Annotated in this window: 24 protein-coding genes; 13 read left to right on the top strand and 11 right to left on the bottom strand. The window is 60.2% G+C overall.

Annotation, left to right across the window (positions count from 1 at the left end; translation table 11 throughout):
* Window positions 1-14: 14 nt before the first annotated feature.
* On the bottom strand, window positions 15-893 hold the full coding sequence (gene gluQRS / locus ABNH18_RS14030; protein WP_349383433.1) for a tRNA glutamyl-Q(34) synthetase GluQRS: 879 nt from the start codon (window positions 891-893) through the stop codon (window positions 15-17).
* 195 nt (window positions 894-1088) lie between these two features.
* Window positions 1089-1451 carry an RNA polymerase-binding protein DksA gene (gene dksA / locus ABNH18_RS14025; protein ID WP_349383432.1) on the bottom strand — a complete coding sequence of 121 codons (363 nt, stop codon included), beginning with the start codon at window positions 1449-1451 and terminating at the stop codon, window positions 1089-1091.
* A gap of 136 nt (window positions 1452-1587) precedes the next feature.
* Between dksA and ABNH18_RS14020 the strand changes: the two genes are divergently transcribed.
* The 3 genes from ABNH18_RS14020 (at window position 1588) to sfsA (ending at window position 4529) form a co-directional block, all read left to right on the top strand.
* Window positions 1588-2331, top strand: a complete 744-nt coding sequence (locus ABNH18_RS14020; RefSeq protein WP_349383431.1) for a hypothetical protein — start codon at window positions 1588-1590, stop codon at window positions 2329-2331.
* Between the two features lie 312 nt (window positions 2332-2643).
* The gene (locus tag ABNH18_RS14015; RefSeq protein ID WP_349383430.1) at window positions 2644-3813 is read left to right on the top strand and encodes an aminotransferase class I/II-fold pyridoxal phosphate-dependent enzyme; all 1170 of its coding nucleotides are present in this window, start codon (window positions 2644-2646) and stop codon (window positions 3811-3813) included.
* Window positions 3810-4529: a DNA/RNA nuclease SfsA gene (gene sfsA / locus ABNH18_RS14010; RefSeq protein WP_349383429.1), complete on the top strand. Its 720-nt coding sequence runs from the start codon at window positions 3810-3812 to the stop codon at window positions 4527-4529. The genes ABNH18_RS14015 and sfsA overlap by 4 nt, the downstream gene beginning before the upstream one ends.
* A gap of 56 nt (window positions 4530-4585) precedes the next feature.
* Here the strand turns inward: sfsA and ABNH18_RS14005 are convergent, their stop codons facing one another.
* From ABNH18_RS14005 to ABNH18_RS13995, 3 genes are all read right to left on the bottom strand, one after another.
* Complete coding sequence (locus ABNH18_RS14005; RefSeq protein ID WP_349383428.1) at window positions 4586-5539, bottom strand: serine/threonine protein kinase; 954 nt, start codon at window positions 5537-5539, stop codon at window positions 4586-4588.
* 81 nt (window positions 5540-5620) lie between these two features.
* Window positions 5621-5953 (bottom strand): Rieske (2Fe-2S) protein, encoded by a 333-nt coding sequence (locus ABNH18_RS14000; RefSeq protein WP_349383427.1) that lies wholly within the window; start codon window positions 5951-5953, stop codon window positions 5621-5623.
* Window positions 5954-6056: 103 nt separating this feature from the next.
* Window positions 6057-7061 carry an adenosine kinase gene (locus ABNH18_RS13995; RefSeq protein ID WP_349383426.1) on the bottom strand — a complete coding sequence of 335 codons (1005 nt, stop codon included), beginning with the start codon at window positions 7059-7061 and terminating at the stop codon, window positions 6057-6059.
* Window positions 7062-7236: 175 nt separating this feature from the next.
* Here ABNH18_RS13995 and mrcB point away from each other — a divergent pair, with 175 nt between their 5' ends.
* The 3 genes from mrcB (at window position 7237) to ybaK (ending at window position 10664) form a co-directional block, all read left to right on the top strand.
* Entirely contained in the window at window positions 7237-9576 is a 2340-nt protein-coding gene (gene mrcB, locus ABNH18_RS13990) for a penicillin-binding protein 1B (protein ID WP_349383425.1), read from the top strand.
* 162 nt (window positions 9577-9738) lie between these two features.
* Window positions 9739-10200, top strand: a complete 462-nt coding sequence (locus ABNH18_RS13985) for a tetratricopeptide repeat protein (RefSeq protein WP_349383424.1) — start codon at window positions 9739-9741, stop codon at window positions 10198-10200.
* A complete protein-coding gene (gene ybaK / locus ABNH18_RS13980) occupies window positions 10197-10664 on the top strand; it encodes a Cys-tRNA(Pro) deacylase (protein WP_349383423.1) in 468 nt (155 codons plus the stop codon). Before ABNH18_RS13985 ends, ybaK begins: the two co-directional genes overlap by 4 nt.
* Window positions 10665-10785: 121 nt before the next feature.
* Here ybaK and hemL read toward each other — a convergent pair whose 3' ends face one another.
* The 4 genes from hemL to hemJ all read right to left on the bottom strand — a co-directional run bounded on the left by hemL (window position 10786) and on the right by hemJ (window position 14057).
* Window positions 10786-12066 carry a glutamate-1-semialdehyde 2,1-aminomutase gene (hemL, locus tag ABNH18_RS13975; protein WP_349383422.1) on the bottom strand — a complete coding sequence of 427 codons (1281 nt, stop codon included), beginning with the start codon at window positions 12064-12066 and terminating at the stop codon, window positions 10786-10788.
* A 30-nt stretch (window positions 12067-12096) separates the two neighbouring features.
* A complete protein-coding gene (thiE, locus tag ABNH18_RS13970) occupies window positions 12097-12774 on the bottom strand; it encodes a thiamine phosphate synthase (RefSeq protein WP_349383421.1) in 678 nt (225 codons plus the stop codon).
* A gap of 7 nt (window positions 12775-12781) precedes the next feature.
* Window positions 12782-13543, bottom strand: a complete 762-nt coding sequence (gene thiD / locus ABNH18_RS13965) for a bifunctional hydroxymethylpyrimidine kinase/phosphomethylpyrimidine kinase (protein ID WP_349383420.1) — start codon at window positions 13541-13543, stop codon at window positions 12782-12784.
* 70 nt (window positions 13544-13613) lie between these two features.
* Entirely contained in the window at window positions 13614-14057 is a 444-nt protein-coding gene (gene hemJ / locus ABNH18_RS13960; protein ID WP_349383419.1) for a protoporphyrinogen oxidase HemJ, read from the bottom strand.
* A 114-nt stretch (window positions 14058-14171) separates the two neighbouring features.
* Here hemJ and ABNH18_RS13955 point away from each other — a divergent pair, with 114 nt between their 5' ends.
* The 6 genes from ABNH18_RS13955 to ABNH18_RS13930 all read left to right on the top strand — a co-directional run bounded on the left by ABNH18_RS13955 (window position 14172) and on the right by ABNH18_RS13930 (window position 19212).
* Complete coding sequence (locus ABNH18_RS13955) at window positions 14172-15602, top strand: chloride channel protein (RefSeq protein WP_349383418.1); 1431 nt, start codon at window positions 14172-14174, stop codon at window positions 15600-15602.
* A 120-nt stretch (window positions 15603-15722) separates the two neighbouring features.
* On the top strand, window positions 15723-16793 hold the full coding sequence (argC, locus tag ABNH18_RS13950) for an N-acetyl-gamma-glutamyl-phosphate reductase (protein ID WP_349383417.1): 1071 nt from the start codon (window positions 15723-15725) through the stop codon (window positions 16791-16793).
* Window positions 16794-16795: 2 nt separating this feature from the next.
* Window positions 16796-17524: a DUF6776 family protein gene (locus ABNH18_RS13945; RefSeq protein WP_349383416.1), complete on the top strand. Its 729-nt coding sequence runs from the start codon at window positions 16796-16798 to the stop codon at window positions 17522-17524.
* Window positions 17525-17533: 9 nt separating this feature from the next.
* On the top strand, window positions 17534-18028 hold the full coding sequence (locus tag ABNH18_RS13940; protein WP_349383415.1) for a bactofilin family protein: 495 nt from the start codon (window positions 17534-17536) through the stop codon (window positions 18026-18028).
* 96 nt (window positions 18029-18124) lie between these two features.
* A complete protein-coding gene (gene erpA / locus ABNH18_RS13935) occupies window positions 18125-18463 on the top strand; it encodes an iron-sulfur cluster insertion protein ErpA (protein WP_502876788.1) in 339 nt (112 codons plus the stop codon).
* 245 nt (window positions 18464-18708) lie between these two features.
* On the top strand, window positions 18709-19212 hold the full coding sequence (locus ABNH18_RS13930; protein ID WP_349383413.1) for a phosphatase PAP2 family protein: 504 nt from the start codon (window positions 18709-18711) through the stop codon (window positions 19210-19212).
* 101 nt (window positions 19213-19313) lie between these two features.
* Here the strand turns inward: ABNH18_RS13930 and ABNH18_RS13925 are convergent, their stop codons facing one another.
* Entirely contained in the window at window positions 19314-20417 is a 1104-nt protein-coding gene (locus ABNH18_RS13925; RefSeq protein WP_349383412.1) for an anhydro-N-acetylmuramic acid kinase, read from the bottom strand.
* Window positions 20407-21732 (bottom strand): peptidoglycan DD-metalloendopeptidase family protein, encoded by a 1326-nt coding sequence (locus ABNH18_RS13920; RefSeq protein ID WP_349383411.1) that lies wholly within the window; start codon window positions 21730-21732, stop codon window positions 20407-20409. Before ABNH18_RS13920 ends, ABNH18_RS13925 begins: the two co-directional genes overlap by 11 nt.
* Window positions 21733-21886: 154 nt before the next feature.
* Here ABNH18_RS13920 and tyrS point away from each other — a divergent pair, with 154 nt between their 5' ends.
* Window positions 21887-23086, top strand: coding sequence for a tyrosine--tRNA ligase (tyrS, locus tag ABNH18_RS13915; protein ID WP_349383653.1), 1200 nt, complete (start codon window positions 21887-21889; stop codon window positions 23084-23086).
* Window positions 23087-23383: the final 297 nt, after the last annotated feature.

Here is a 23383-nt window from a genome sequence, read left to right as displayed (position 1 = left end):
ACACCCTCTCGGTTCTACACAAGGACTGCCGGTAGCGATTGGGTCCGACCGGATGGCCAGCGGTGTTCGCTGTAATGAGCGACGCCCCATCTCAGCAGCTCTTCAACTGGGGCGCCTGACAGGGTGTCAGGCACGGTTAGTCCCATGCCGGTGAACGCGGCAACAAGAAGGTGGCTTGCCCGATTGGGGTCGAGCGCATCGCTACCTGTGGATTTCGATAGTTTGGTGGCTCGACCATCCATGATGACCGGAAGGTGAGCATAGTGGGGCGCTGGGCGTGTCAGGCATTCCAATAGCCAGCGCTGACGCAGGGTGGAATCGAGTAGGTCGGCACCACGCAACACATGGGTGATGTTGTCATCGGCATCGTCCAGCGCACAGGCCAGCTGGTAACCAAACAAGCCGTCGCGGCGGCGGATCACGAAGGCGCCCACGTCACGGTGGAGGTTATTGCAGATTTTCCCTTGAATGCCGTCCGGGTAACAAAGCTGACGATCAGGTACATGGAGGCGAATGGCGGTGTCGGTGCTGGCGGCCACGGCGGCGGTGATGCCTGGATGGCAGTGATCCAGGGTGGCCAGTTCCTTGCGGGTCATGCGGCAGTGGAAGGCGTGACCAGTATCGAGTAACTGTGTCACCGCTGTCTGGTAGGCCTCGCTGCGCTGGCTCTGGTAGCGCACGGTTTCGTCCCAGTGCAGCCCGAACGCATCCAATTGCGCGAGGATGCAATCGGCGGCACCGGGTGCTTCCCGGGGCGGATCCAGATCATCAATGCGAACCAGCCAGACTCCGCCCCGCGAGCGGGCGTCCAGCCAGCTGGCCAGGGCCGCCACCAGCGAGCCGAAGTGCAACGGCCCGGAGGGAGTTGGAGCGAAACGTCCTCGATAAACCATAGTTGAAAGTTTCAAGTTGAAAGTGAAAAGGCGCGGCCAAAGCCGTGTTGGTTTGCTATGCCGTGCCCGCCGCGCTCTAGCTCCTGGAGATAAAAGCAAAAAGGCCGCTCTCCCGGTTTGGGCGCGGCCTCTTCGGCTGAAAGCTGCAGCGCGCTAGTCCGCGTTGCAACTTTCAACTTTTCACTTTGAACTGCTCTATCCGGCCAGCTGCTTTTCCTTGATTTCAGCCAGCTCTTTGCAGTCGATGCACATTTCCGCAGTAGGGCGGGCTTCCAGGCGGCGGATGCCGATTTCTACGCCGCAGGCTTCGCAGAAGCCATAGTCGTCCTTGCCTACCAGGTCGAGGGTCTTCTCGATTTTCTTGAGCAGCTTGCGCTCACGATCGCGGGTGCGCAGTTCCAGCGCGAACTCTTCTTCCTGGGTGGCGCGGTCGGCCGGATCGGGCAGATTGGCTTGCTCGTCCTGCAGGTGGTGCATGGTGCGGTCCGCTTCTTCCATCAGTTCCTGGCGCCAGGCCAGCAGGATATTGCGGAAGTGGTCGCGTTGCGTTTCGTTCATGTATTCCTCGTCAGGGCCGGGCTGGTAAGGCTTAAAGCCGTGAACCTGGGCCTGTGATGCGGAGGAACTGGTGCTTTTCTTTTTCACTTTCGGATTTACCTGAGCAGAAGAGGGGGAACGGCTCGGCGAAGTCCTTTTGCCGGCAGTTGCAGTCCTTGCAGAACCTGCGTGTGCGGTTGCTTTTGCTGCGGCCGCGCGGGCCGCCGCGGTGGCCTTGCCTGATGTCGGTAATTTGGTTCTTGGTGCTGCGGGGGCGGCCTTTCTGGTGGAGGCTTTTTTCGCAGCAGTCTTGGGCGCTGGCTTGGCCTGGGGCTTGTTTGCCGCGGCTTTTGCTGGCGCCTTTGGCGCAGCGGCTTTCTTGGCGGTCGCTTTCTTTGGTGTTGTTGCTTTGGGCGTAGCGGTTGCCTTGCTGGCCGTTTTGCTGGCTGCGGGCTTCTTCGCTACGGCCTTTTTAGCCGCTGCTTTTTTAGGCGCGACTTTCGTCGCAGCTTTGGCAGCGGCCTTTTTGACTGGCGCTTTTTTCGCGGTGGGCTTGGTGGCAGCCGCTTTCTTTGCCGGCGCCTTCTTGATTGCGGCTTTCTTGGCTACCGCCTTTTTCGCCGGGGCCTTTGGGGTGGCGGCTTTCGCCGCCGGTTTGGCCGGGGTTTTCTTGGCAGCGGGCTTCTTCGCTACGGCTTTCTTGGCTGTCGGGGCGGCCTTTTTAGCGGCAGCTTTTTTGGCCGGTGCTTTTTTGGGCGCAGCCTTTACGGATGCTGAGCTTTTCTTGCTGCTGGAAGCAGAACCGGAGGTTTGTTTTTTAGCCGCCTTCTTGGGGGCTTTTTTCTTGCCGGTGGCCATGTTGATTAACTCCCTTAGCATCTTCGCGACTCTCTATCGGTAACCCGCAATCCTTGGGTGCCGGCCTGATATCGTCAGGCCCGGGCATAATGTAATCTTCGACCTTACCCCGTCTGGGCAAGGGTTGTCACCAATCAGCGGGCCGCTGAACATTTTCTGGCCACTGCTGGTGAAAATCTGGCCGATTATAGCCATGCGGGCGCAACAGAAAAGCGGAATCTTGTCACTGATCGCCTTTTCTTGTGTTTTTGCCCTGTTGTACGGGCTGCGTGCGGGGTAGCTGGGTGGCGTGGGCCTGCCCGTTCACCGGCCGGTTGTTGTACCGTTAGTGACGCATTTTCGAGGGAGCATGATCATGACACCCACTCTGTCCGATTTCGCCCGACGCATTCCGCCGTTTCATGTGATGGCGCTACTGGAGCGTGCACAGGCATTGTCTGCCCAGGGTCACGATGTGATTCACCTGGAGGTGGGCGAGCCGGATTTCGACACTCCCGAGCCGGTGCTCTCGGCCATTCAGGACGCCGTGACCCACGGCCATACCGGCTATACCCCAGCGGCGGGATTGCCGGCTCTGCGCGAGGCCATTGCCGATGATTACCGGGAGCGTTTCGGTGCTCAGGTCAGTCCTGCTCAGGTGGTGGTGACGCCGGGGGCTTCCGGAGCCTTGCAGTTGGCGCTGGCGGCGCTGCTCAATCCGGGCGACGGCGTGCTGCTGACCGACCCCGGTTACCCCTGTAATCGCCAGTTTGTCCGTTTGGTTGGTGGCGAGCCGCAGCCGGTGGTGCTTCAGGCGGATACCCATTTCAACGTGGATCCAGCGGCGTTTCTGGATGCCTGGCAAGCCAATACTCGGGTGGCCATGGTGGCCAGCCCGGATAACCCCACCGGCAATATGCTGCCGGCAGAGACTTTGCAGCAACTGGCCCGGGGTGCGCAGGACAAGGGTGGCATTCTGCTGGTGGACGAAATCTATCAAGGGCTGTGCTACACCCAACCAGCATCATCGGTGTTGGCGGGCCCGGCCCCGGCATTGGTGATCAACAGCTTCAGCAAGTATTTCTGCATGACCGGTTGGCGCCTGGGCTGGCTGGTGGCGCCAGAGCCGCTGGTGCCCGCCATTGAGCGGCTGGCCCAGAACCTGTTTCTGGCACCGTCCACGCCTGCTCAATATGGCGCGTTGGCGGCGTTACAGGAGCCGACCCTGACGATTCTTGAGCAGCGCCATCAGTTGTTGGCGCGGCGGCGCCAATGTCTGCTCAATGGTTTGGCGCACCTGAAGCTGCCAGTGGTGTCTCGGGCGGATGGTGCCTTTTATGTCTACGCGGATGTGAGTGATTACACCGACGACAGTTTTGCCTTTTGTGCCGATCTGCTGGAAAAAGCCAAGGTGGCCATGACCCCGGGGCTGGATTTCGGGGAAGGGCATGATCACCGCCGTTTTGTGCGCATAGCCTATACCTGCAGCGAAGCGCGACTGACCGATGCTCTGCATCGCCTGGAACAGTATTTGGAGTCACTGTGAAGTTTGATCCTCCACTGGAAGCGGTGACGCTATTGCGGCGCTACAAGCGGTTCATGGCGGACGTGGTCCGCGCCGATGGCAGCGAGATTACCGTGCATTGCCCTAACACTGGCTCCATGAAAAATTGCGTGCTGGGCGAACCGCAGCAGGCGCTGATCTCTGACAGCGGCAACCCCAAACGTAAGTACCGCCATACCCTGGAAGCCCTACAGGTGACTCACGGCCACTGGGCCGGGGTCAATACTGCCCGCCCCAATGCGTTGGTAGAAGAGGCGGTGCGGGCCGGACAGATTCCCGCGCTGGATCCGGGCAGTGGTGTGGAACGGGAAGTGAAGTACGGCGATAGCCGCTTTGACCTGGCGCTGGGCGAGCGGGCTGACCCGCATACCTTTATTGAAGTGAAAAACGTCACCCTGGGCCCGGGGCCAGAGGATGCGGACGACGGCATCATCGCTTTTCCTGATTCGGTGACTGAGCGGGGGCAAAAGCATTTGCAGACGCTGATGGAGGTGGTCGCCTCAGGAAAACGCGCGGTGCTGGTTTTTTGTGTGCAACACAGCGGCGCCACTGCCGCGCGCCCCGCAGACGAAATCGATGTGCGCTATGGGCAGTTGCTGCGCGAGGCGATTGAGAAGGGCGTGGAGGTGCTGGCCTGGAAGGTGGGGTTATCCGCCCATGGCTTTCAGTTGGAACACCCCTTGCCGATACGGCTGTAGGCGTCCCTCAAGAGGAGCGCCTACAGCGGCTTTGAAGAGGCACTGTACTGGCTTTTCTAGTCGTTCAGATTGCGCAATTGCTGTTGCAGCAGCGTCACCTGATTTCCCCAGTAATGCATGGATTCAAACCACGGAAAGGCCGGGGGGAAAGCCGGGTCATCCCAGCGTTTGGCCAGCCAGGCGTCGTAATTGATGATACGCCGCAGGCGTAGCGGTTCGATCAGGCTGGTCTGGTTCCAGGGGAACGGCAGGAAGGTGTCGTAGCCACGGGCGAGAACCCGTAGCTGGTGTTGCTGTTCGTCGTGTTCACCGGAGAGCAGCATCCAGATGTCCTGCATGGCGGGCGCGCGCAGGCTGTCATCCAGGTCCACGAAGTGGGGGCGTTCGTCGCGCCACAGGATGTTGCCGGTATGGCAGTCGCCGTGCACGTTCAATAAGGGGAAGCTGTGCTCGCCCAGTTGCTGCTCTACTTTTTCCAGTATCTGGCCGGTCACATCCCGGTATTGGCCTCGAAAGTTCAGGTCCACCACATCGTTGCAGAGAAAGGTGCTGGCGGCGCGAATGTCCTCGACGATCTGTAGCGTGGGTCGGGTTTGATAGGGGCGGTCGCTGCCGCAGGTGTGCCAGCGAGCCAGGGTGCGTCCCAGCTGTTCCAGGTGATCGTCGTTGGCCAGCTCCGGGGCGTGGCCGCCGGCGCGCCGAAACACGGCGAAAGCAAAATCGTCGCAATGAAACAGGCTGGTGCCGTTCTGTTCGATGGGCGCAACCACGGGCAGATCCCGCTCTGCCAGAAATAGACTGAAAGCATGCTCTTCGAGGATTTGTTCATCGCTCCAGCGGTGCGGGCGGTAGAACTTCACAATCACCGGCGGGCCGTCTTCCTGGCCCACCTGATACACCCGGTTTTCAAAACTGTTCAGTTGCAGCAGTCGGCCATCGCTGAGAAAGCCGGCGGCATCGACGGCATCCAGCATGTAGTCCGGGGTCAGGTTGTCGAAGGGATGAGACATGGAATTAACTCGGCCGGACGCCAGACGCAGGACGCCTGATGTTAAAAAAGAAACGCAAACACTGCGTAGCGTCTGATCTTATCACGCGGTTTCTGGAACCTCGCCGAGCCAGATTTCTTCGCCGCGTACTTCCAGTGGCACGGGGATCAGTTTGTCGCCGCTGCAGGGGCCGGAGAGGCAGTTGCCGGTGTCCACTTCGAACAAGGCGCCGTGGTTGGCGCAGGTGATGAACTGCTTGTCGCTGTCCATGAACTCGTCCGGCATAAAATTCAGCTCAATGCCCAGATGCGGGCACCAGTTAATGTAGGCGTGAATCTGGCCATCGAATTTGGCGACGACAATCGGCTGGCCGTCTTTCTGAAATTCCCGAGCGCTTTCGTGTTCGATGTCGTTGATGTTGCAGATGTGTTCCATTGTCTTTCCGTGATGTTGTGTCGTCAGGTGGAAATGCCGGCAGGACATCTCCACCGCAGGAGAAACCGGCGGAGGTTGGCTGGAGCCCATGTCCGCCCTACGGCTATTCGCCCAGAGTGGCGTTGCGAAGCGTTTGGTGGACCTCTGCCGGTAGGCGCGGGCCAAATTCGCTGACCAGGCGGGCGGCGGCGGCGGACGCCAGTTTGCCGGCGGCGGCAAAGTCATGGCCGTGAGTAATGGCATACAGGAAGGCACCGGCAAACATGTCGCCGGCGCCGTTGCTGTCGATGGCTTTTACCGGTACCGGATCAATCCGGTGAGTCTGCTCGCCATCCCAGACTAGCGCGCCGTCCGCGCCCAGGGTGATGACGGCGGAACCGCAACGGGGCTTGAGGGCGTCCAGGGCGGCGTCCACGGTATCGGTATCGGTGAAGCTGGTGGCTTCTGCTTCGTTGCAGAACAGTAGATCCACGCGCTCGCCGAGCATTTCATTCAGGCCGTCTTTGAAAAACTGCACCATGGCCGGGTCAGAGAACGTCAGTGAGGTTTTTACGCCGTGCTTTTCGGCCAGCTGGCGGAGTTTGACGGCGGCGGCGCGGGAGCTGTCGCCGCTGACCAAGTAGCCTTCCAGGTACACGTACTGGCTGGCGGCGATGGCGGCCTCGTCCAGTTCGGCATCAGAGACCTGGCTGGAGATGCCCAGATAGGTGTTCATGGTGCGTTCGGCATCCGGGGTCAACATCACCAGGCATTTGCCGGAAACACCGGAATCCCGGGGGCCGTTCATGTTGGTGTCCACGCCGGCGGCGGTCAGGTCGTCGACGAAGATGTTGCCGGTGGCGTCGTCGGCCACTTTGCAGGCGTAGTAGCTGCTGCCGCCAAAATAGCGGGTGGCGACTACCGTGTTGCAGGCGGAGCCGCCGCTGGTCTGCTTGCGGGGCTCGGCTTCGTTGGCCAGCGCTTCGATCAATTCGGCCTGGCGCGTTTCGTCCACCAGTGTCATCAGGCCCTTGCCCACTTCCATGCGCTGTAAAAAGGCGTCGCTGACCTCGATTTCCGTGTCTACCAGGGCATTACCGAGGGCGTAAACGTCGTATTGCTTTGTCATGGAAGCTCCGAACCGGATTGCAGGGGCGGCTATTATGGGCTGCCCGGCGCTGCATGCAAAATTTGTACGCCGGATGGGCCGGAAGATTCGTCTCGTGCAGGCTATTTCGCCGAAGGGAACATATTTCTCCCCCTACACTCATAAAGTACCCACACTTTTCTCTATACTCCGGCCCATGGCGAAAAAAGCGAAAAAGTCCCCCGCAAAGTCGCGGCGGCAACCCAGTAGAAAAAAGAAGCCCTCCGCCCAGCGCCGGCGCTGGTTCAGTTGGTCATTCATTGCCAAGGTTGGGCTGGTGTGCCTGGTGCTCGGGGCCGCCGGCATGGCGTACCTGGATGCGCTGGTGCGTGAGCGGTTTGATTCCCATGCCTGGCAGCTGCCGGCGCGGGTCTATGCGCGCCCGGTGGAGCTGTATGAGGGCCGGGTGCTGTCCCGGGATGACATGCTCAAGCTGCTGGACCTGATGCGTTACCGGCGCGATGCCCGTGCCAGTACCCCGGGCAGCTTTGCGGTGCAGGGTAATTCCTTGCTGATTCATACCCGCGGGTTCAACGACAGTGATGGTGGCGAGCAGTCCGAGCGTATCCGGCTGTCCCTGTCCGGTGGTCAGATTCGCAACTTGGAAGCCGGCGGCGATCGCCTGGCTCGCCTGGAGCCATTGCAGATCGGCAGTATCCACCCCCAGCATGCCGAGGACAGGGTGCTGGTGCCGCTGGATAAAGTCCCTCCGTTGCTGGTGGATATGCTGATTGCCACCGAAGACCGCAGCTTCTATGACCATCACGGCATTTCCCTGCGCGGCCTGAGCCGCGCCATGCTGGCCAATATCAAGGCCGGTGGCCTAGTGCAGGGCGGCAGCACCCTGACCCAGCAGCTGGTGAAAAACTTCTGGCTCAGCTCCGACCGGACCCTGTCGCGCAAGCTCATGGAAATGCCCATGGCCTTGCTGCTGGAGCTGCATTACAGCAAGGAGCAGATTCTCGAGGCCTACCTGAATGAGGTCTATCTCGGCCAGGACGGCGCGCGTGCCATTCATGGTATGGGCCTGGGAGCCCAGTTCCTGTTTGGCCGGCCGCTGGAAGAGTTGGAGCCCCATCAGTTGGCGACCTTGGTGGCGTTGCTGAAAGGGCCTAGCTGGTACGACCCGCGCCGTCGCCCGGAGCGGGCCATGGAACGTCGCAATACCGTATTGAAAGTCGCGCGGGACGAAGGCGCGCTGTCCAATGCGGACTATGACAAATTCAGTGCCCGGCCGCTGGAAGTCGTGCCGCGGGGAGCCTCTGCGCTGTACGCGTTCCCGGCTTTCATTGATCTGGTGCGGCGTCAGTTGGCACGGGATTACCCGCCAGAAGTGCTCAGCGACGAAGGGCTGCACATTCATTCAACGCTGGATGTGCTGGCGCAACTGGCCTCGGAAGGGGCGCTGAAAGAGCATCTGGATCATCGCGATCCGAAACAGGCGAAAAAACTCAATGGTGCCGTGGTGGTCGTGGCGCCGGCCCAGGGCGATGTATTGGCGCTGGTGAGTAACCGGGACTCGCGCCAAGCAGGTTTTAATCGGGCGCTGGATGCCCAGCGACCCATGGGCTCCCTGGCTAAGCCGGCGGTGATCTTGTCGGCGGTTCAGCAGCCGAAAACCTACTCGTTGGCCTCGTTAGTGGAAGACGGTCCGATTCAGGTGAAGCTGCCTAATGGCAGTGTGTGGGCGCCGCAGAACTTCGACAAGACCGCCAAGGGTGCGATGCCCATGGTGGATGTGCTGGCCCTGTCCCGTAACCAGGCCACTGCCCGGCTGGGGCTGGATGTGGGACTGGATACAGTGGCCGACACCATGAAGACCCTGGGCGTCACCCGCAATATTCCGCTGTACCCGAGTATCCTGCTGGGCAGCCTGGAGCTGACGCCGTTTGAAGTGGCGATGATGTATCAGCCGCTTTCCACTGGCGGGTTCAGTACCCGGCTGCGTTCCATTACCGATGTACTCGACAAGGACGGCCAGCCATTGGCGCGCTACCCGGTGAGCACTGATGAAGTGGTCGAGGCAGGCCCGGCCTTCTTGACCCAGTGGGCCATGCAGCAGGTGGTGGAAGAGGGAACCGCCCGCGCCGCTCGCGCCTCGTTGCCGGCGGATCTGAAAGTCGCTGGCAAGACCGGTACCAGTGACGATTTCCGTGATGCCTGGTTCGCCGGCTTCTCCGCCAATCATCTGGCGGTAGTCTGGGTGGGCCGTGACGACAACAAAAACGCAGGGATTACTGGCTCCAGTGGTGCCTTGCCGGTGTGGGCAAATTTGATGGGCAAACTGCCCCAGCGCAGCCTGTCACAAAACCCGCCGCCCAGCGTGGAATGGGTCTGGATGAATGAAGATGGCCGCCGTGTCAGTGCAGAAGGTTGCGGCAATGCCCGGCGCTACCCCATGCTGATAGCGTCGATTCCGGAAGATAGCGATGGCTGTGGCACCGTGAAACAAACCGGGAAAGGCATTAAGGGGTGGTTCAAGGGACTGTTTGATTAATCGTAAGGGTTCCCGTTTTTTGTGGGGGTATTTGCCTGCGGCGTGGAGTAAATCGCTTGCAGGCAAGCTCCCGCGTTAACGGTCGTGCGTAGAGTACGCGCCAAATACGGTCTCTCGCAGCCTCTCACAACACAACCGGCGTTCAAGGGAATAGGATTCAGGATGGTGTTTTTGCAAAGGCTTGTTCGATTAATTCTTGTCTGTGCCGTTATGGCCGGGTGTGCGGTGAAGCCGGTAATGGACGAACCGCAGCAACCGATGACGGCCAGCCAGGAGCTGGGCGGCTCCCCCGCATTGAGCTTGCTGGCCAGTGCCGAGCAGGCGCGGCAGCAGGGTGACAGTTCTCGGGCGGAGCGTTATCTGGAACGGGCATTGAATATCGCCCCGGACTCGTCTTGGCTCTATAAGGAGCTGGCGGACCTGCGCCTCACCGAGGGTGACGCTCGTGGTGCGGAAGGCTTTGCCCTGAAAGCGTTGCGGCTGGCGCCAGATCACCCCGCGTATCAGGCCGGTTTATGGGAGCTGGTGGCGACGGCCCGCGAGCGGCAAGGCGACGCTGCTGGGGCGAAGACGGCTCGCGAGCGGGCGGCGACACTGCGTGACCCGGAGTCGCGTAAGGCATGACGCCGGCGGTGCAGGCGGCCAAGCGCGGCAAGGTAGCGTTTACGCTGCATAGCTACGAACACGACCCGAAAGCGCAAAGCTACGGGTTGGAAGCGGCGGAGGCCTTGGGCCTGCCAGTGGAGAAGGTGTTCAAGACGCTGATGGCGCTGGTGGATGAGGTGCCGGTGGTGGCCATGGTGCCGGTGGCCCATCAGCTGGACCTGAAGTGCCTGGCCCGTGCCCACGGTGGCAAGAAGGCGCAGATGTGCCCGGCGGACAAGGCGCAACGATTAACCGGTTATGTGCTGGGCGGCATTAGCCCGCTAGGGCAGAAGAAACGGTTGCCGTTATATCTGGATGGCAGCGCGCAAACCCACGAAATTATCTACATGAGTGCCGGCCGGCGCGGGCTGGAAATCGCCATGGCGCCAGGGGATTTGCTCACACTCACCGGCGGCAGACTGGCCGCGCTGGTGCGCGACTGATCTTCACGTTGATGCTGCCGTAGGAGCGGCGCTTGAGCCGCGAACCGTGCGTCGGCACGGTGTTTGTTTTCCTCGCCAAGGCTCGGATTCGCGGCTCAAGCGCCGCTCCTACGGTAGGGGCTTAGAGCTTCCCGAAGGCCTTTCGTGCGGCTTCAATGGTCGCGTCGATATCGTCATTGCTGTGCGCTGCTGACACAAAGCCCGCTTCGAATGCGCTGGGGGCTAGGTAGATGCCCTGGTCCAGCATGGCGTGGAAGAAGCGATTGAAACGTTCGCTGTCGCAGGCCATCACTTCCGCAAAGCTACTGATACGATTTTGATCGGTGAAGAACAGCCCGAACATGGCGCCTGCTTGCGCGGTGGTGAATGACACCCCTTGCGCATGGGCGGCGGCCGTCAGGCCTTCCAGCAGGCGGGTGGTTTTTTCAGCCAGCGCGGCGTGGAAACCGGGTTCGCTGATCAGGTTCAGCGTCGCCAGGCCGGCAGCCATGGCCACCGGATTACCGGACAGGGTGCCGGCCTGATACACAGGCCCGAGCGGCGCCAGATGTTCCATGATGGCTTGCTTGCCGCCAAACGCACCCACCGGCATACCGCCGCCGACAATCTTGCCCAGGGTAGTCATGTCCGGAGTGATGCAGTAATGGCCCTGGGCGCCGCCCAGTGCTACCCGGAAACCGCTCATGACTTCATCGAAAATCAGTACCGTGCCGTTGTTGTCACATTGCTGGCGCAGGGTCTGCAGGAAATTCTCGGTGGCGGGGACACAATTCATGTTGCCGGCGACCGGTTCCACGATCACCGCGGCAATGTCGTCGCCGTGTTCCTCGAACGCTTGGGTGACGCTGGCGGCATCGTTGTAGTTCAGCACCAAGGTGTCGGCGGTCACGGCTTCCGGTACGCCCGGTGAGCCGGGAATGCCCATGGCGCCGGAGCCGGCTTTCACCAGCAGGCTGTCCACGTGGCCGTGGTAGCAGCCCTCGAACTTGATGATTTTGTTGCGGCCGGTGTAGCCACGAGCCAGGCGGATGGCGCTCATGGTGGCTTCGGTGCCAGAGTTGACCATGCGTACCATATCCATGGACGGCACCAGTTCGCAGACCTTGTCGGCCATGGCGACTTCCGTGGCGGTGGGCGCGCCGAAGCTTAGGCCTTCCTGCACGGCGGCTTGTACAGCGGCGACCACGTGGGGGTGGTTGTGGCCCAGGATCATGGGGCCCCAGGAGCCCACGTAATCGATGTACTGATTATCGTCTTCGTCGAACAGGTACGCGCCACGGGCGGAATGGAAGAACACCGGTGTGCCGCCGACGCTTTTGAACGCCCGCACCGGGGAGTTCACGCCGCCGGGAATATGTTTCTGGGCCTGACGGAAAAGCTGTTCAGAGTGCTTGCGACTCATGGTGTGTCCTCTGTTGTGGTGCTGTTGAATCTATTCTGAGATGGCCTGGCCGACGGAGGCCGGGAAACAGGCGCTGAAGCGGCGTGCGGCGGCTTCGATGGAGGCCGTGTCGGTGTGCCCGAACAGGGCATGAATGACCGCCACAGACACGGCGCCGGCGTCGATCAGTTGCGGCGCATTATCCGGATTCACTCCGCCGATGGCTACCACGGGTTGCTGAAACTGCTGGCAGGCCTGGCGTAGCACCGCCAGTGAGGCCGGCGGCGCCTGGGGCTTGGTCTGCGAGGTGAAGAAACGGCCCATGGCCAGATAGTCGGCTCCGGCCTCGGCGGCGCGGGCGGCCAGTGCCAGATCGCCGTGGCAGGTGACGCCGATAATGCGCGTGTCGCCAAGCTGGTCGCGAGCGGCGCTGATGGCGCCATCGCTCTGGCCGATGTGCACGCCATCGGCGTCCACGCGGGCAGCGAGGGCCGGGTCATCATTGACGATAAACAGGGCGCCGTACCGGTGGCACAGGGCGCGTAGTTGGGCGGCTCGGTATTCGCGTTGGGCCGGGCGGGCGGTTTTATCCCGGTATTGCAGTAGCCGGGCGCCGCCGCGCAGGGCTGCCTCGGCGGCGGGCAGCAGACGTTCGTCCGGGGTCAATGCGGGATCGGTGATGGCGTAGAGGCCGTGGATATTGTGGCTGTGGGGACGGTGGACGGACATGGCCGGCTCAGGGCTGACGACTGGGCACATATTGCCCTTTGCCGGGCTGGAAGGCATCGCGCAGAAAGCGGTCCACATGGGCCTGGCCATTGGCCACGGCACTGTCCAGCGACTGGCCGCGGCCGCGCAAGCAGGCAATGGACGAGGCTAGCGTGCAGCCGGAGCCATGATAGCTGTGTGGTAACCGGTTCCAGCGCCATTGTTCTTCGCCAACGGCGGTGAACAGGTGGTTGATGACCTGATCGGTATCGTCGTGGGTGCCGGTGACCAGGGTGGCGCAGCCGCTGCGCTGGACCAGGGTTCGGCCGCAGTCGCTGACGTCTGTTTGCCCGCTCAGGGCTTGGGCTTCTGGCAGGTTGGGGGTCATCACGTCGCACAGCGGCGCCAGTTTTTCGAGCATGGCTTCGGCGAGGGATTCTTGTGCCAGGCTGCCGCCAGCTTCGGCGGCCAGCACCGGGTCCAGAATCACGGGTACCCCGGGCAGGCGTTCGAGCAGGCGGGCAATGAAATCGATGACGGCGACGGAGCCGGTCATGCCGATTTTGACGGCCTGGTAATCCATGTCGTCCAGCAGGGCGTCGGCCTGCTGTTGTAATAGATCGATGTCGGTGAGCCGGAAACCGCGCACGTTCTGGCTGTTCTGTACGGTGAGCCCGGTGATCAGGGTGGAGGCGAAGCCGCCCTGGGCCTGAATGGCTTCAATGTCGGCGTGAATGCCGGCTCCGCCGGAGGGGTCGTGGCCGGCAATAACGAGAATATTGGGTTTCATTGGAGAGCCTGATGCTAAATGCCTGGTGCTGGACGTCGCTTGCTGTGTGACGCCCAGCTTATGGCGTGTCTCAGAAAGGTTTCACCACAACCAATATCACAATGGCGATCAGTAGAAAAACCGGAATCTCGTTAAAGATGCGGTAGAACTTGTCGCTTTTGGTGTTGGCGTCGGCGGCGAACTTCTTCATGTAGGACAGGCAGACGTGGTGGTAGCCAATCAGCAGGAATACCAGCGCCAGCTTGGCGTGCATCCAGCCGTTGCCTTTGTAGGCTTGCATGTTTGCCATGAACATCCACATTCCAAGGACTAGGGTAACAATCATGCTGGGGTTCATGATGCCCCGGTAGAGTTTGCGTTCCATGATCTTGAAGCGTTCGCGACTGGGTTGATCCTCTGCCATGGCGTGATACACGAACAGGCGTGGCAGGTAGAACATGGCGGCAAACCAGCAAATCACAGCAATCAAGTGGAATGCCTTGATCCAGAGAAAATAATCGAGCGCAAACTGCATGGGGCTACCCTTATTGGTGGCGACATTGGAGAGATGTTTCCAGTGGGCGTACACTATACAGACTTGCCCGTACTCTTTCCGGTTCACTTGCTACAGCCTTAAGAAAGGAGCGCTGTGAATAAGCGGCCACGCCATCGTCGTCTGTTGCGTTACTACCTGTTTCGCACCCGGCGTTTGAGTCGTCGCCAGCTGGGCTCCTGGCAGGACTGGAAGCTGCGTGCGGTGTTCTGGATCGGCGCAGTGATGGTGGGGCTGCTGGTGGTGGCATTTGCCTGGGTGGCAGAGCTGGCATCCCATACCTTTACCGTTATTCATGCCCGTTCACCGTACCTGCCGGTACTGATTACTCCATTGGGTATGGTGATTATTGTCTGGCTGATGCGCCAGCTGGGCACCGAGTCCCAGGGCAGTGGTATCCCTCAGGTGCTGGTGGTGCTGAAACAGCGTTACCACTGGCTGCGGCCCACCTTTCTTTCCTTGCGCGTTATTCTCAGCAAGTTTGTGCTTACTTGTATGGGCTTGCTGTGCGGGGCCAGTATCGGCCGCGAGGGCCCCAGTGTGCATATGGGGGCGGCGATGATGTATTCCGTGGGCCAAGTGGGGCGTCTACACCAAAAATATGTGGATAACGCCTTGATTGTGGCAGGTGGCGCCGCCGGTGTGTCGGCGGCGTTCAATGCGCCACTGGCGGGGATCGTGTTTGCCATCGAAGAGCTGTCCGGCTCTTTCGAGCAGCGCACCAGCGGTACCCTGATTCTGGCGATCATTCTCTCAGGTGTGGTGGTGCTGATGATCATGGGCCACTACAGTTTTTTTGGTCACCCGGATGGGACGCTGGATATCACCCAGGACTGGGCCGCTATTGGCGTCACGGCCTTGGTGTGTGGTCTGTTGGGTGGATTATTTAGCCGCTTGCTGATCAAGGGTAGCCAGTTTCTTTCCCCGTATGCCAAGGAGCACCCTTATCGCGTGGTGGTGATGTGCGCGCTGGTGTTGGTGTTTCTGGGGTTGATCACCGGGGGGGCGACCTATGGTAGTGGCTATGAGCAAGCCTCGACCCTGCTAGATGGTGAGCAGCCGGGGAATTGGACCTTCGCGCTGGCCAAGATGTCAGCCACGTTAGTGTCGTATTTCACCGGGATTCCCGGTGGTCTGTTCTCGCCCAGCCTGGCGGCGGGCGCGGGGATCGGTAATGTGGTGGGCGGCTTTTTCCCCGGGTCGTCGCTGGTGGGGCTGACGTTGGTGGCCATGGCGGCTTTTCTGGCCGGGGTGATCCAGCGCCCGATTACCTCCTTTGTGATTGTCATGGAGCTGACCGGTAACCGTCACGATATCCTGCTGCCGCTCATGTCCGGCGCCTTCCTGTCGGCGGCGGTGGCTAAACTTGTTTGGGCTCGCCCCTTGTACGACTCCTTGGCGGATCGGCTCTCTGATGGGGAGGGCATGGCCCTGGAAAAGCCCCAGGACAAGCCGACGGAACGCAGTGACGACAAAGGCGATTCGGCGGAGGCGGCGAAAGAGCCGGAGCGGCAATTGCCCGGCTGATCACAAAGCCGGTAAAAAGCGCTGGTTTTGCTCCGCCGATGCGGGCGCGTTCTTGCCGCTGGTGGGCGGCGACCCTATCATGCAGAGCTTCCTTTTATTAATGCAGTTCAGGAGTGGGATATGTCTTCTCAGCCAGCACAAGCCAGTGCACCGCTGAAAGTAGGTGTGGTCGGCGGTACCGGGTATACCGGGGTCGAATTATTGCGCCTGCTGGTGAATCATCCCCATGCCGAACTGGATGTGATTACCTCCCGTGGCGAAGCGGGTGTGGCGGTGGCGGATTTGTTTCCGTCCCTGCGTGGTCGCACCGATCTGGTGTTCAGCGAGCCGGACGTGAAGCGGCTGGCGGCCTGTGACGTGGTGTTCTTTGCGACGCCCCATAACGTGGCCATGCGGATGATGCCTGAGCTGATGGACGCCGGCGTGCGTGTGGTGGACTTGTCAGCGGATTTCCGGCTGCGTGACCATGAACTCTGGAGCGAATGGTATGGCGAGCCCCATGCCTGCCCGGAGTTGCTGGCGGATGCGGTATATGGCCTGCCGGAAGTGAATCGGGCGGCGATTCGTGACGCTCGGCTGGTGGCGTGCGCCGGTTGTTATCCCACCTCGATCCAGCTGGGCTACTTGCCGTTGCTGGAAAAGGGCTGGATCAAGCCCGATCAGCTGATCGCCAACGCGGCCAGTGGCGCCAGCGGTGGCGGCAAAGGCGCCAAAGTACCCATGTTGCTGGCGGAGGCAGGAGAGAGCTACAAGGCCTATGGCGCCAGTGGTCACCGGCATTTGCCGGAGATCGAGCAGGGACTGGGGGATATCGCTGGTGGCCCGGTAAGCGCTACATTTGTTCCACATCTTATCCCGATGATCCGTGGTATTCATGCCACTCTCTACGGTCAGCTCACCGAATCGGCGCCGCCACTGGAAGACATTCAGGCGGCGTTCGAGGCCCGCTATGCCGATGAGCCCTTTGTGGATGTGATGCCGCTGGGCAGCCACCCGGAAACCCGGTTTGTGAAGGGCGCCAACATGTGCCGGTTGGCCTTGCATCAGCCCCGTGGCGAGAACGTCATCGTGGTGCTGTCGGTGATTGATAATCTGGTAAAAGGGGCGTCCGGCCAAGCCGTGCAGGCCATGAATATCATGTTTGGTCTGGATGAGGGGGCGGGGCTGTCAGTGGTTCCGCTGGCGCCGTAACGATGGCCAAGAAGCCGAAAAGTCGGGCCGGTATCGGCGATGTCATGTTGATGCCGGTAAGCCCGTCTCAGCAGAAGAAGCAGCGGCGGCTGTGGGTGTCGGGTGCGCTTGTCGTCGCGGTGTTGCTGTTTTTGCTGGGTGGCTGGCTGGGTGCCGGTGGTGCTCTGGATGCCTCGGAATCCAATCGCCGACTGCGCGGGGAGGTCAAGACCCTGGATGTAGAGCTGGAGACTGCGCGTAATGAACTGGCGGTGTTCAGAGCGGATTCCGAACTGACCCTGGAGGCACGTGAAGAAGTGCGCCAGGAGATTAAGGCGTTGCAGGACCAGGTGGCCGAGCTGGAAGAAGCGGTACTGTTCTACAAGAATGTGATGGCGCCGGCAGGCACCGAGGGCGGTCTGCAGATCGAAAAAATGACGGTGCAGCAGGACAACGAAACTGACGAATACCGTTACCGGGTGGTGCTGGTGCAGTCCGGTGACAACCGCGGTTACCTGTCCGGCGATATCAGCTTGCACCTGCATGGCGAGAAAGACGGGGAAGCGTTCGAGCTCAATGGCAGTAGCTGGCTTGAAGACGGGAGTGAGACACGCTTCCGGTTTCGCTACTTTCAGGAGCTGAATGGCCGCTTTAAGGTGCCCGAAGGGGTGGTGATACAAGCGGTAGATGTGGATGCTGAGAGCGGCGGCAGAAACCGTTACCAGACACAGAAAACCATAAAATGGCAGTAGGAGAGACGTGTGCTAGGCCGAGATAAAAAAACCGCAGTGACTTCAGGGGCATCGTCCCAGGATTATCGTAACCATACTTTGATCGCGCCTAGCGCAACCGTTCGTGGTGATATCGAGTTTTCCGGTGGCCTGCATATTCAGGGCACGGTGGAAGGCAATGTCAGCGTGGGCAAGGATGGCGGTCGCCTGGTGATTGGCGAAAGCGGTGTGGTGAAAGGGGAAATTCAGGTCGCCCAGGTGGTGATCAATGGCCGCGTGGAAGGGGATGTGCACGCCACCGAGAACCTGGAGCTGGCGGAAAAGGCATCGGTGGAAGGTAACGTGTATTACCGGATGATCGAAATGGTCATGGGCGCACGGGTGAATGGCAAGTTGGTCCGCCTGGATGATGAACGCCGCAATCTGCCGGCGCCGGATGCCAGCAAAACGGCCAAGCCGGAACCTGCGGGCAAAGACGCAGCAGGCAAAGGTGTGGCTGGTAAGGCGGCTGCGGATAATTCTTGACTGTTTTAGTCGGGTACTGGAACATGATCAACCCGCTTGGGCGTTTGTCGCCGGGGCGGGTTTTCTACTGCCCAGATGTTAGCCAATAGCGAGAGTATGACCGAGTCAGCACCTATTTCATTCACCGATGCCGCCGCCACCAAAGTCAAAGAGCTGCGTGACGACGAAGGAAACCCGAACCTGAAACTGCGTGTGTATATCACTGGCGGCGGGTGTGCGGGGTTTTCCTATGGCTTCACGTTCGATGAAGCGGTGAATGAAGACGATACCTCGGTGGAGAAAGAGGGTGTCACCTTGCTGGTGGACGCCATGAGTATTCAGTACCTGGATGGCTCCCAGGTGGATTACGAAAAGGGCCTGATGGGCTCGCGCTTCGTGGTCAGCAACCCCAATGCGGCTACTACCTGCGGCTGCGGCTCTTCTTTTTCCGTTTAGACCTTCCCTATTCCCTCTTGTGGGAGCGGTGGTTCCATCGCGATTCTCTTGGTTTTTTAAGATTGCCGGCTTGTCAGCCTCTTTCACGGCCTAATGGCCGCTCCCACGGGGTTTTGCGTGTAGCCTGAGGCGTGCTGCGTGCAGCGCTCTTAGTTGTCACAAAACCTTCACCATTTGATCAACATTTCGTCGCTTTTCGGGTAGACACTGAACCCATGATGACGACAAAACCGACATTTCAACGAATGACCGCCGCGGATACCCGGGCCATGTGCTGGTTGCTGCAGCAGCCGCAAGCAGCTCGCCGTGCCCGTATGGCGCGGATGATCTCCCGCCTCGGTGATGGCCCTTTCTACGTGGCTCTGACGCTATGTATCTGGTGGATGGACCGGCAGGGCGGCAGTGAATTTGCCCTGACCGCCATGGCTGCCTACGCTCTGGAAGTGCCCTTGTTTGTGCTGCTCAAGCATCTGATCAAGCGCCCCCGGCCGGCGGATGCGTTGGAAAGTCTGTCGGCGTTTATCCAGCCGGCGGACCGATTCAGCTTTCCGTCAGGACATACCGCTGCGGCCTTTGTGATGGCCTCGTTGTTGTGCGTGTTCTATCCGCCGGTGATGGCGTTGGCACTGGGGTTGGCGGTGATGGTGGGTTTGTCCCGGGTGCTGTTGGGGGTTCATTACCCGTCCGATATTCTGGCTGGCGCCACTCTGGGTTTCAGTTGCGCGATGATTGGTCTGTGGCTGGTTTGAGAGGCTAGCGACTAGCTGTAAGCTGCGAGGCGCGGCTCAAGAGTTTGTTGGTTGGCGCGAACCTTGGTTGGCGGCTTGCAGCTTGTAGCCCGTGGCTGCTCTTACGGTAGGGTGATCTGCCCCAATACCGCCTCCCTGGATGCCCCGGTGACCACCGGCGCATTGCCCGTTTTTTCTTCCATGCGTGCCCAAGCCAGCCAGGCAAACGCGGCAGCTTCCACCCAGTCCGGGTCCAGCCCGTGCTCAGCGGTGCTGGAGACCGAGGCGCCGAGTAATGCCTGAAGGCGTTCCAGCAGGTGTTGGTTATGGGCGCCTCCGCCGCAAATTAGCACGTGATCGGGCTGGAAGTTGTTAAGTGCATCGCTGATTGAGTGGGCGGTGAGCTCTGCCAGCGTTGCCTGGACGACGTCTTCGGGGAGTGAGTGGTTCGCCAGTTGTGCGTTGAGCCAGTCATGGCTGAAACGTTCCCGCCCGGTGCTTTTCGGGGGCGGTTGATGGAAATACGGGTCATCCAGCAGGGTGGCCAGCAGGACGCTGTCGGGACGGGCGCTGGCGGCCCAGTCACCATTGCGGTCGTAGGCTTTCTGGCGGTGCTGTTGGATCCAACTGTCCATCAACACGTTGCCTGGGCCGGTATCAAAGCCGCCGGTGAGCAGGCCGTTATCCAGCAGGGTCACATTGGCCATGCCGCCGATGTTCACGACGGCAATGCGCTGATCTACCCGGGCGAAAAGCTGCCGGTGAAAGGGTGGCACCAGCGGGGCGCCTTGCCCGCCCAGTGCCATGTCCTTGTTGCGGAAATTACTGACCACGGGAATCTTACTCTGCACCGCCAGGGTGTCCGGGCAGCCCAGTTGAACGCTAAAGCCGGGTGCTTGAGGGCGGTGGCGAACGGTCTGGCCGTGGCAGCCAATGGCGCGGACCTGGGCCGGTGTCAGGCCGGCCTGTGCCAGCAGGGCCTCACAGGTAATGGCGTACTCAACGGCCAGTTGCTGGCTGACACTTCCGGCCCGGTCGATTTCATTACTGCCGGGCTGGCACAGGGCCAGAATATCATCGCGAAGCGGGGTCGGGATCGGCTGGCTCAAGGTGCTGAGCAGGGTGAAATGGTCGTCACCAATGCGGGCGAGGACGGCATCAATGCCGTCCACGCTGGTGCCGGTCATCAGGCCGATAAACAGAGATGGATCGGTCTTAGAAGACATCGCTGCTGGCCAGTGTTGACGCTTCAGAGAACAGGGTCATCTGTGCTTTCAGCCGATTAGCGGCGATCAGGAATTCCGCTCGCTCGTTGTCGTTGATGCCGCGCGCTTTGGGTAGCGGCACGGTCTGCGGGTTGCGGTGTACGCCGTTAATACGGAATTCGTAATGTAGATGCGGGCCGGTGGCCAGCCCGGACGAACCCACATAGCCGATGGTTTGCCCCTGGGTGACCCGTTTGCCCACGCGGATGCCTTTGGCAAAGCTGCGCATATGGGCATACAGGGTGGTGTAGATCTGGCCATGCTTAAGAATGATGACGTTGCCGTAGCCCCCTTTCACGCCGGCGAATATGACCTTGCCATCGCCCGCAGCCTTGATGGGGGTGCCGGAAGGTGCCGCATAGTCAGTGCCCTTGTGGGCGCGAATACGGTTGAGTACCGGGTGTTTGCGGCCAGGATTAAAGCGGGAGCTGACCCGCGAAAAGGCCACGGGGGTACGGATAAATTCCTTACGCATGGAGTCGCCCTTGATGTTCAGGTACTCCACGTCGCCAGACAGGGTTTCGTAGCGGAAAGCGGTGAGGTGGCGGCCTTGGTTCCAGAATTCTGCCATCAAGATATCGCCTTCGCCGACTTTTTCCCCGTCCAGATAGAGCTCTTCATAGAGAATGCGAAAGCGGTCTCCTTTGCGAATATCGAGGGCAAAATCCACATCCCAGGCAAACAGATTGGCCAGCTGCATGGTGAGCCGGTCGGTGACGCCTGCTGCAGCCCCGGCCAAGAACAGGGAGCCAGTAATATCGGCTTGGGCGAAGCGGGTCTGTTTCTGGTATTCCCGTTGGCTCAGGCGCACATTCCAGCCGCCGCCTGTCAGTCTTGCGGTGAGGGTTTCAACTTTCGAGGGGTGGTATCGCACGTTGGTGAGGGAGCCGCTGTCGCTAACGATGACTTCCAGCGCTTCGCCGGGACGCAGGCGGGTGAGCCGCTTCAGCTTGTCGTCACCTTTGAGCAGGGCATCGATCTGTCCGGCGCCAATGCCCAGGGGGTGCAGTAACGAAGACAGGCTGTCCCCGGATTCCACGGTGAGCGTTTGCCACTGCGGAGTGACTAGTGCTGGCTTGCTGGTGGTTTGCGGCTTTGGTGCGGGTGCTGTTCGTTCCGGCAGGCTAATGGGCTGGACGCGTTCCGGGGTCGTTTCGGTGCTGTCTGGGCGAAAGGCGATCAGGATAACGCCGCCCAGCAATACCATGCTCAGCAGTAAATGGGTGCGTGGGAACTGGCGCACCAGCCTGCCGGCAGCAGAGATAAGTTGTTTCATGAAGAGTCTGTGAGGGCCTGGTTGGGTAAATAGAGACTGGCGCGCCCGCGGGGCACAGCGAAAAACTGACCTGCAAAGATACCCGCCTTCTCTGGCCGCGTTCAAGTGCTACAATGGCGCGCTTTCATTAATGGGTCTGGAAATAGAGGTAGGCATGGCCACGGTGGATCAGCAACTGGCACTTATTACCCGCGGAGCGGATGAGATCATCCAGGAAGAGGAGCTGCGGGAAAAACTGGCATCGGGCCGGCCGTTACGGGTGAAGGCGGGCTTTGATCCCACTGCCCCGGATCTGCACCTGGGGCATACGGTATTGATCAACAAATTGCGCCAGTTTCAGGAGCTGGGGCATGAAGTGATCTTCCTGATTGGCGATTTTACCGGGATGATCGGTGACCCCACGGGCAAGAGCGCGACTCGCCCGCCATTGAGTCGCGAGGATGTGCTGCGCAATGCGGAGACCTATAAAGAGCAGGTCTTCAAGATTCTCGACGAGAGCAAGACCCGGGTTGCATTCAATTCCAGCTGGATGAACGAGGTGGGCGCGGCCGGCATGATCAAGCTGGCGGGCCAGTACACGGTGGCACGGATGCTGGAGCGTGATGATTTCGACAAGCGCTATAAGGGTAATCAACCCATTGCCATCCATGAATTCCTCTATCCGCTGGTCCAGGGTTACGACTCCGTCGCCCTGGAGGCGGATGTGGAGCTGGGCGGGACTGATCAGAAGTTTAACCTGTTGATGGGGCGTACGCTGCAAAAGTCCTATGGCCAAGCGCCACAGATCTGCCTAACCATGCCTATCCTGGAAGGGCTGGACGGGGTGCAGAAGATGTCCAAGTCGCTAGGAAACTATGTAGGGGTCAGCGATGCGCCGGGTGAAATGTACCGAAAGCTGCTCTCGCTTCCTGACAGTCTCACTTGGCGCTATTATGAATTGCTGAGTGCCTGTTCCAATGAGCGTATTGCGCAGTTGAGGTCACAGGCGGATACTCTGGGGTCGCCCCAGGAGGCCAAAAAGGCCTTTGCGTTGGAGATGGTAGAGCGGTTCCATGGGCTGGAGGCGGCGCAGTCGGCACCTAAATCTGCAGGCAACCAGATTGCGCTAGGCGATATTCCGGACAATGTGCCGGAAGTCGAGGTGGATTTGGGGGATCAGGACAGCATTCATATCCTGCCGTTGCTTCGTGAGGCGGGTCTTGTGCAGAACGGCAAGGCAGCCAAGGATGTGTTTGGGCGGGGTGCGGTGTACCTGGATGGAGTGCAGCTACGCGAGGAGCGCACCTTCTCCCGTGGTGACAGCCACGTGATTCAGGCTGGGAAAAAGAAGATTGCCCGGATAACGGTTAAATAACAGGCGCTGGCGCTTGTTTTATGGGCAATCTGGGTGGAATTTAAGCGCTCAGCAGGTTTTTTTAAAAAAGTGCGAAAAAGGGTTTGACTCCCAGAGCGAACTCTCTAGAATGCGCACTCCTCGACGGGGCAACAACGCAACGCAGCAAAGCGAAGCGCCACGGACGAGACGCTCTTTAACAATCAGGCAAGCAAACGTGTGAGACCTGTTCGGAACGGAATCTTTAATAGATTTTCAGTTCTGAACTGGTTGATAGAAGTTTTGTTAATTCAGAGAACGAACTGAGCATGTATTAAG

The organism is Alcanivorax sp., from assembly GCF_040118815.1.
Taxonomy (GTDB): domain Bacteria; phylum Pseudomonadota; class Gammaproteobacteria; order Pseudomonadales; family Alcanivoracaceae; genus Alcanivorax.
The sequence above is the reverse complement of the archived record's forward strand: the minus strand, read 5'-3'. Positions and strand labels throughout refer to the sequence as shown.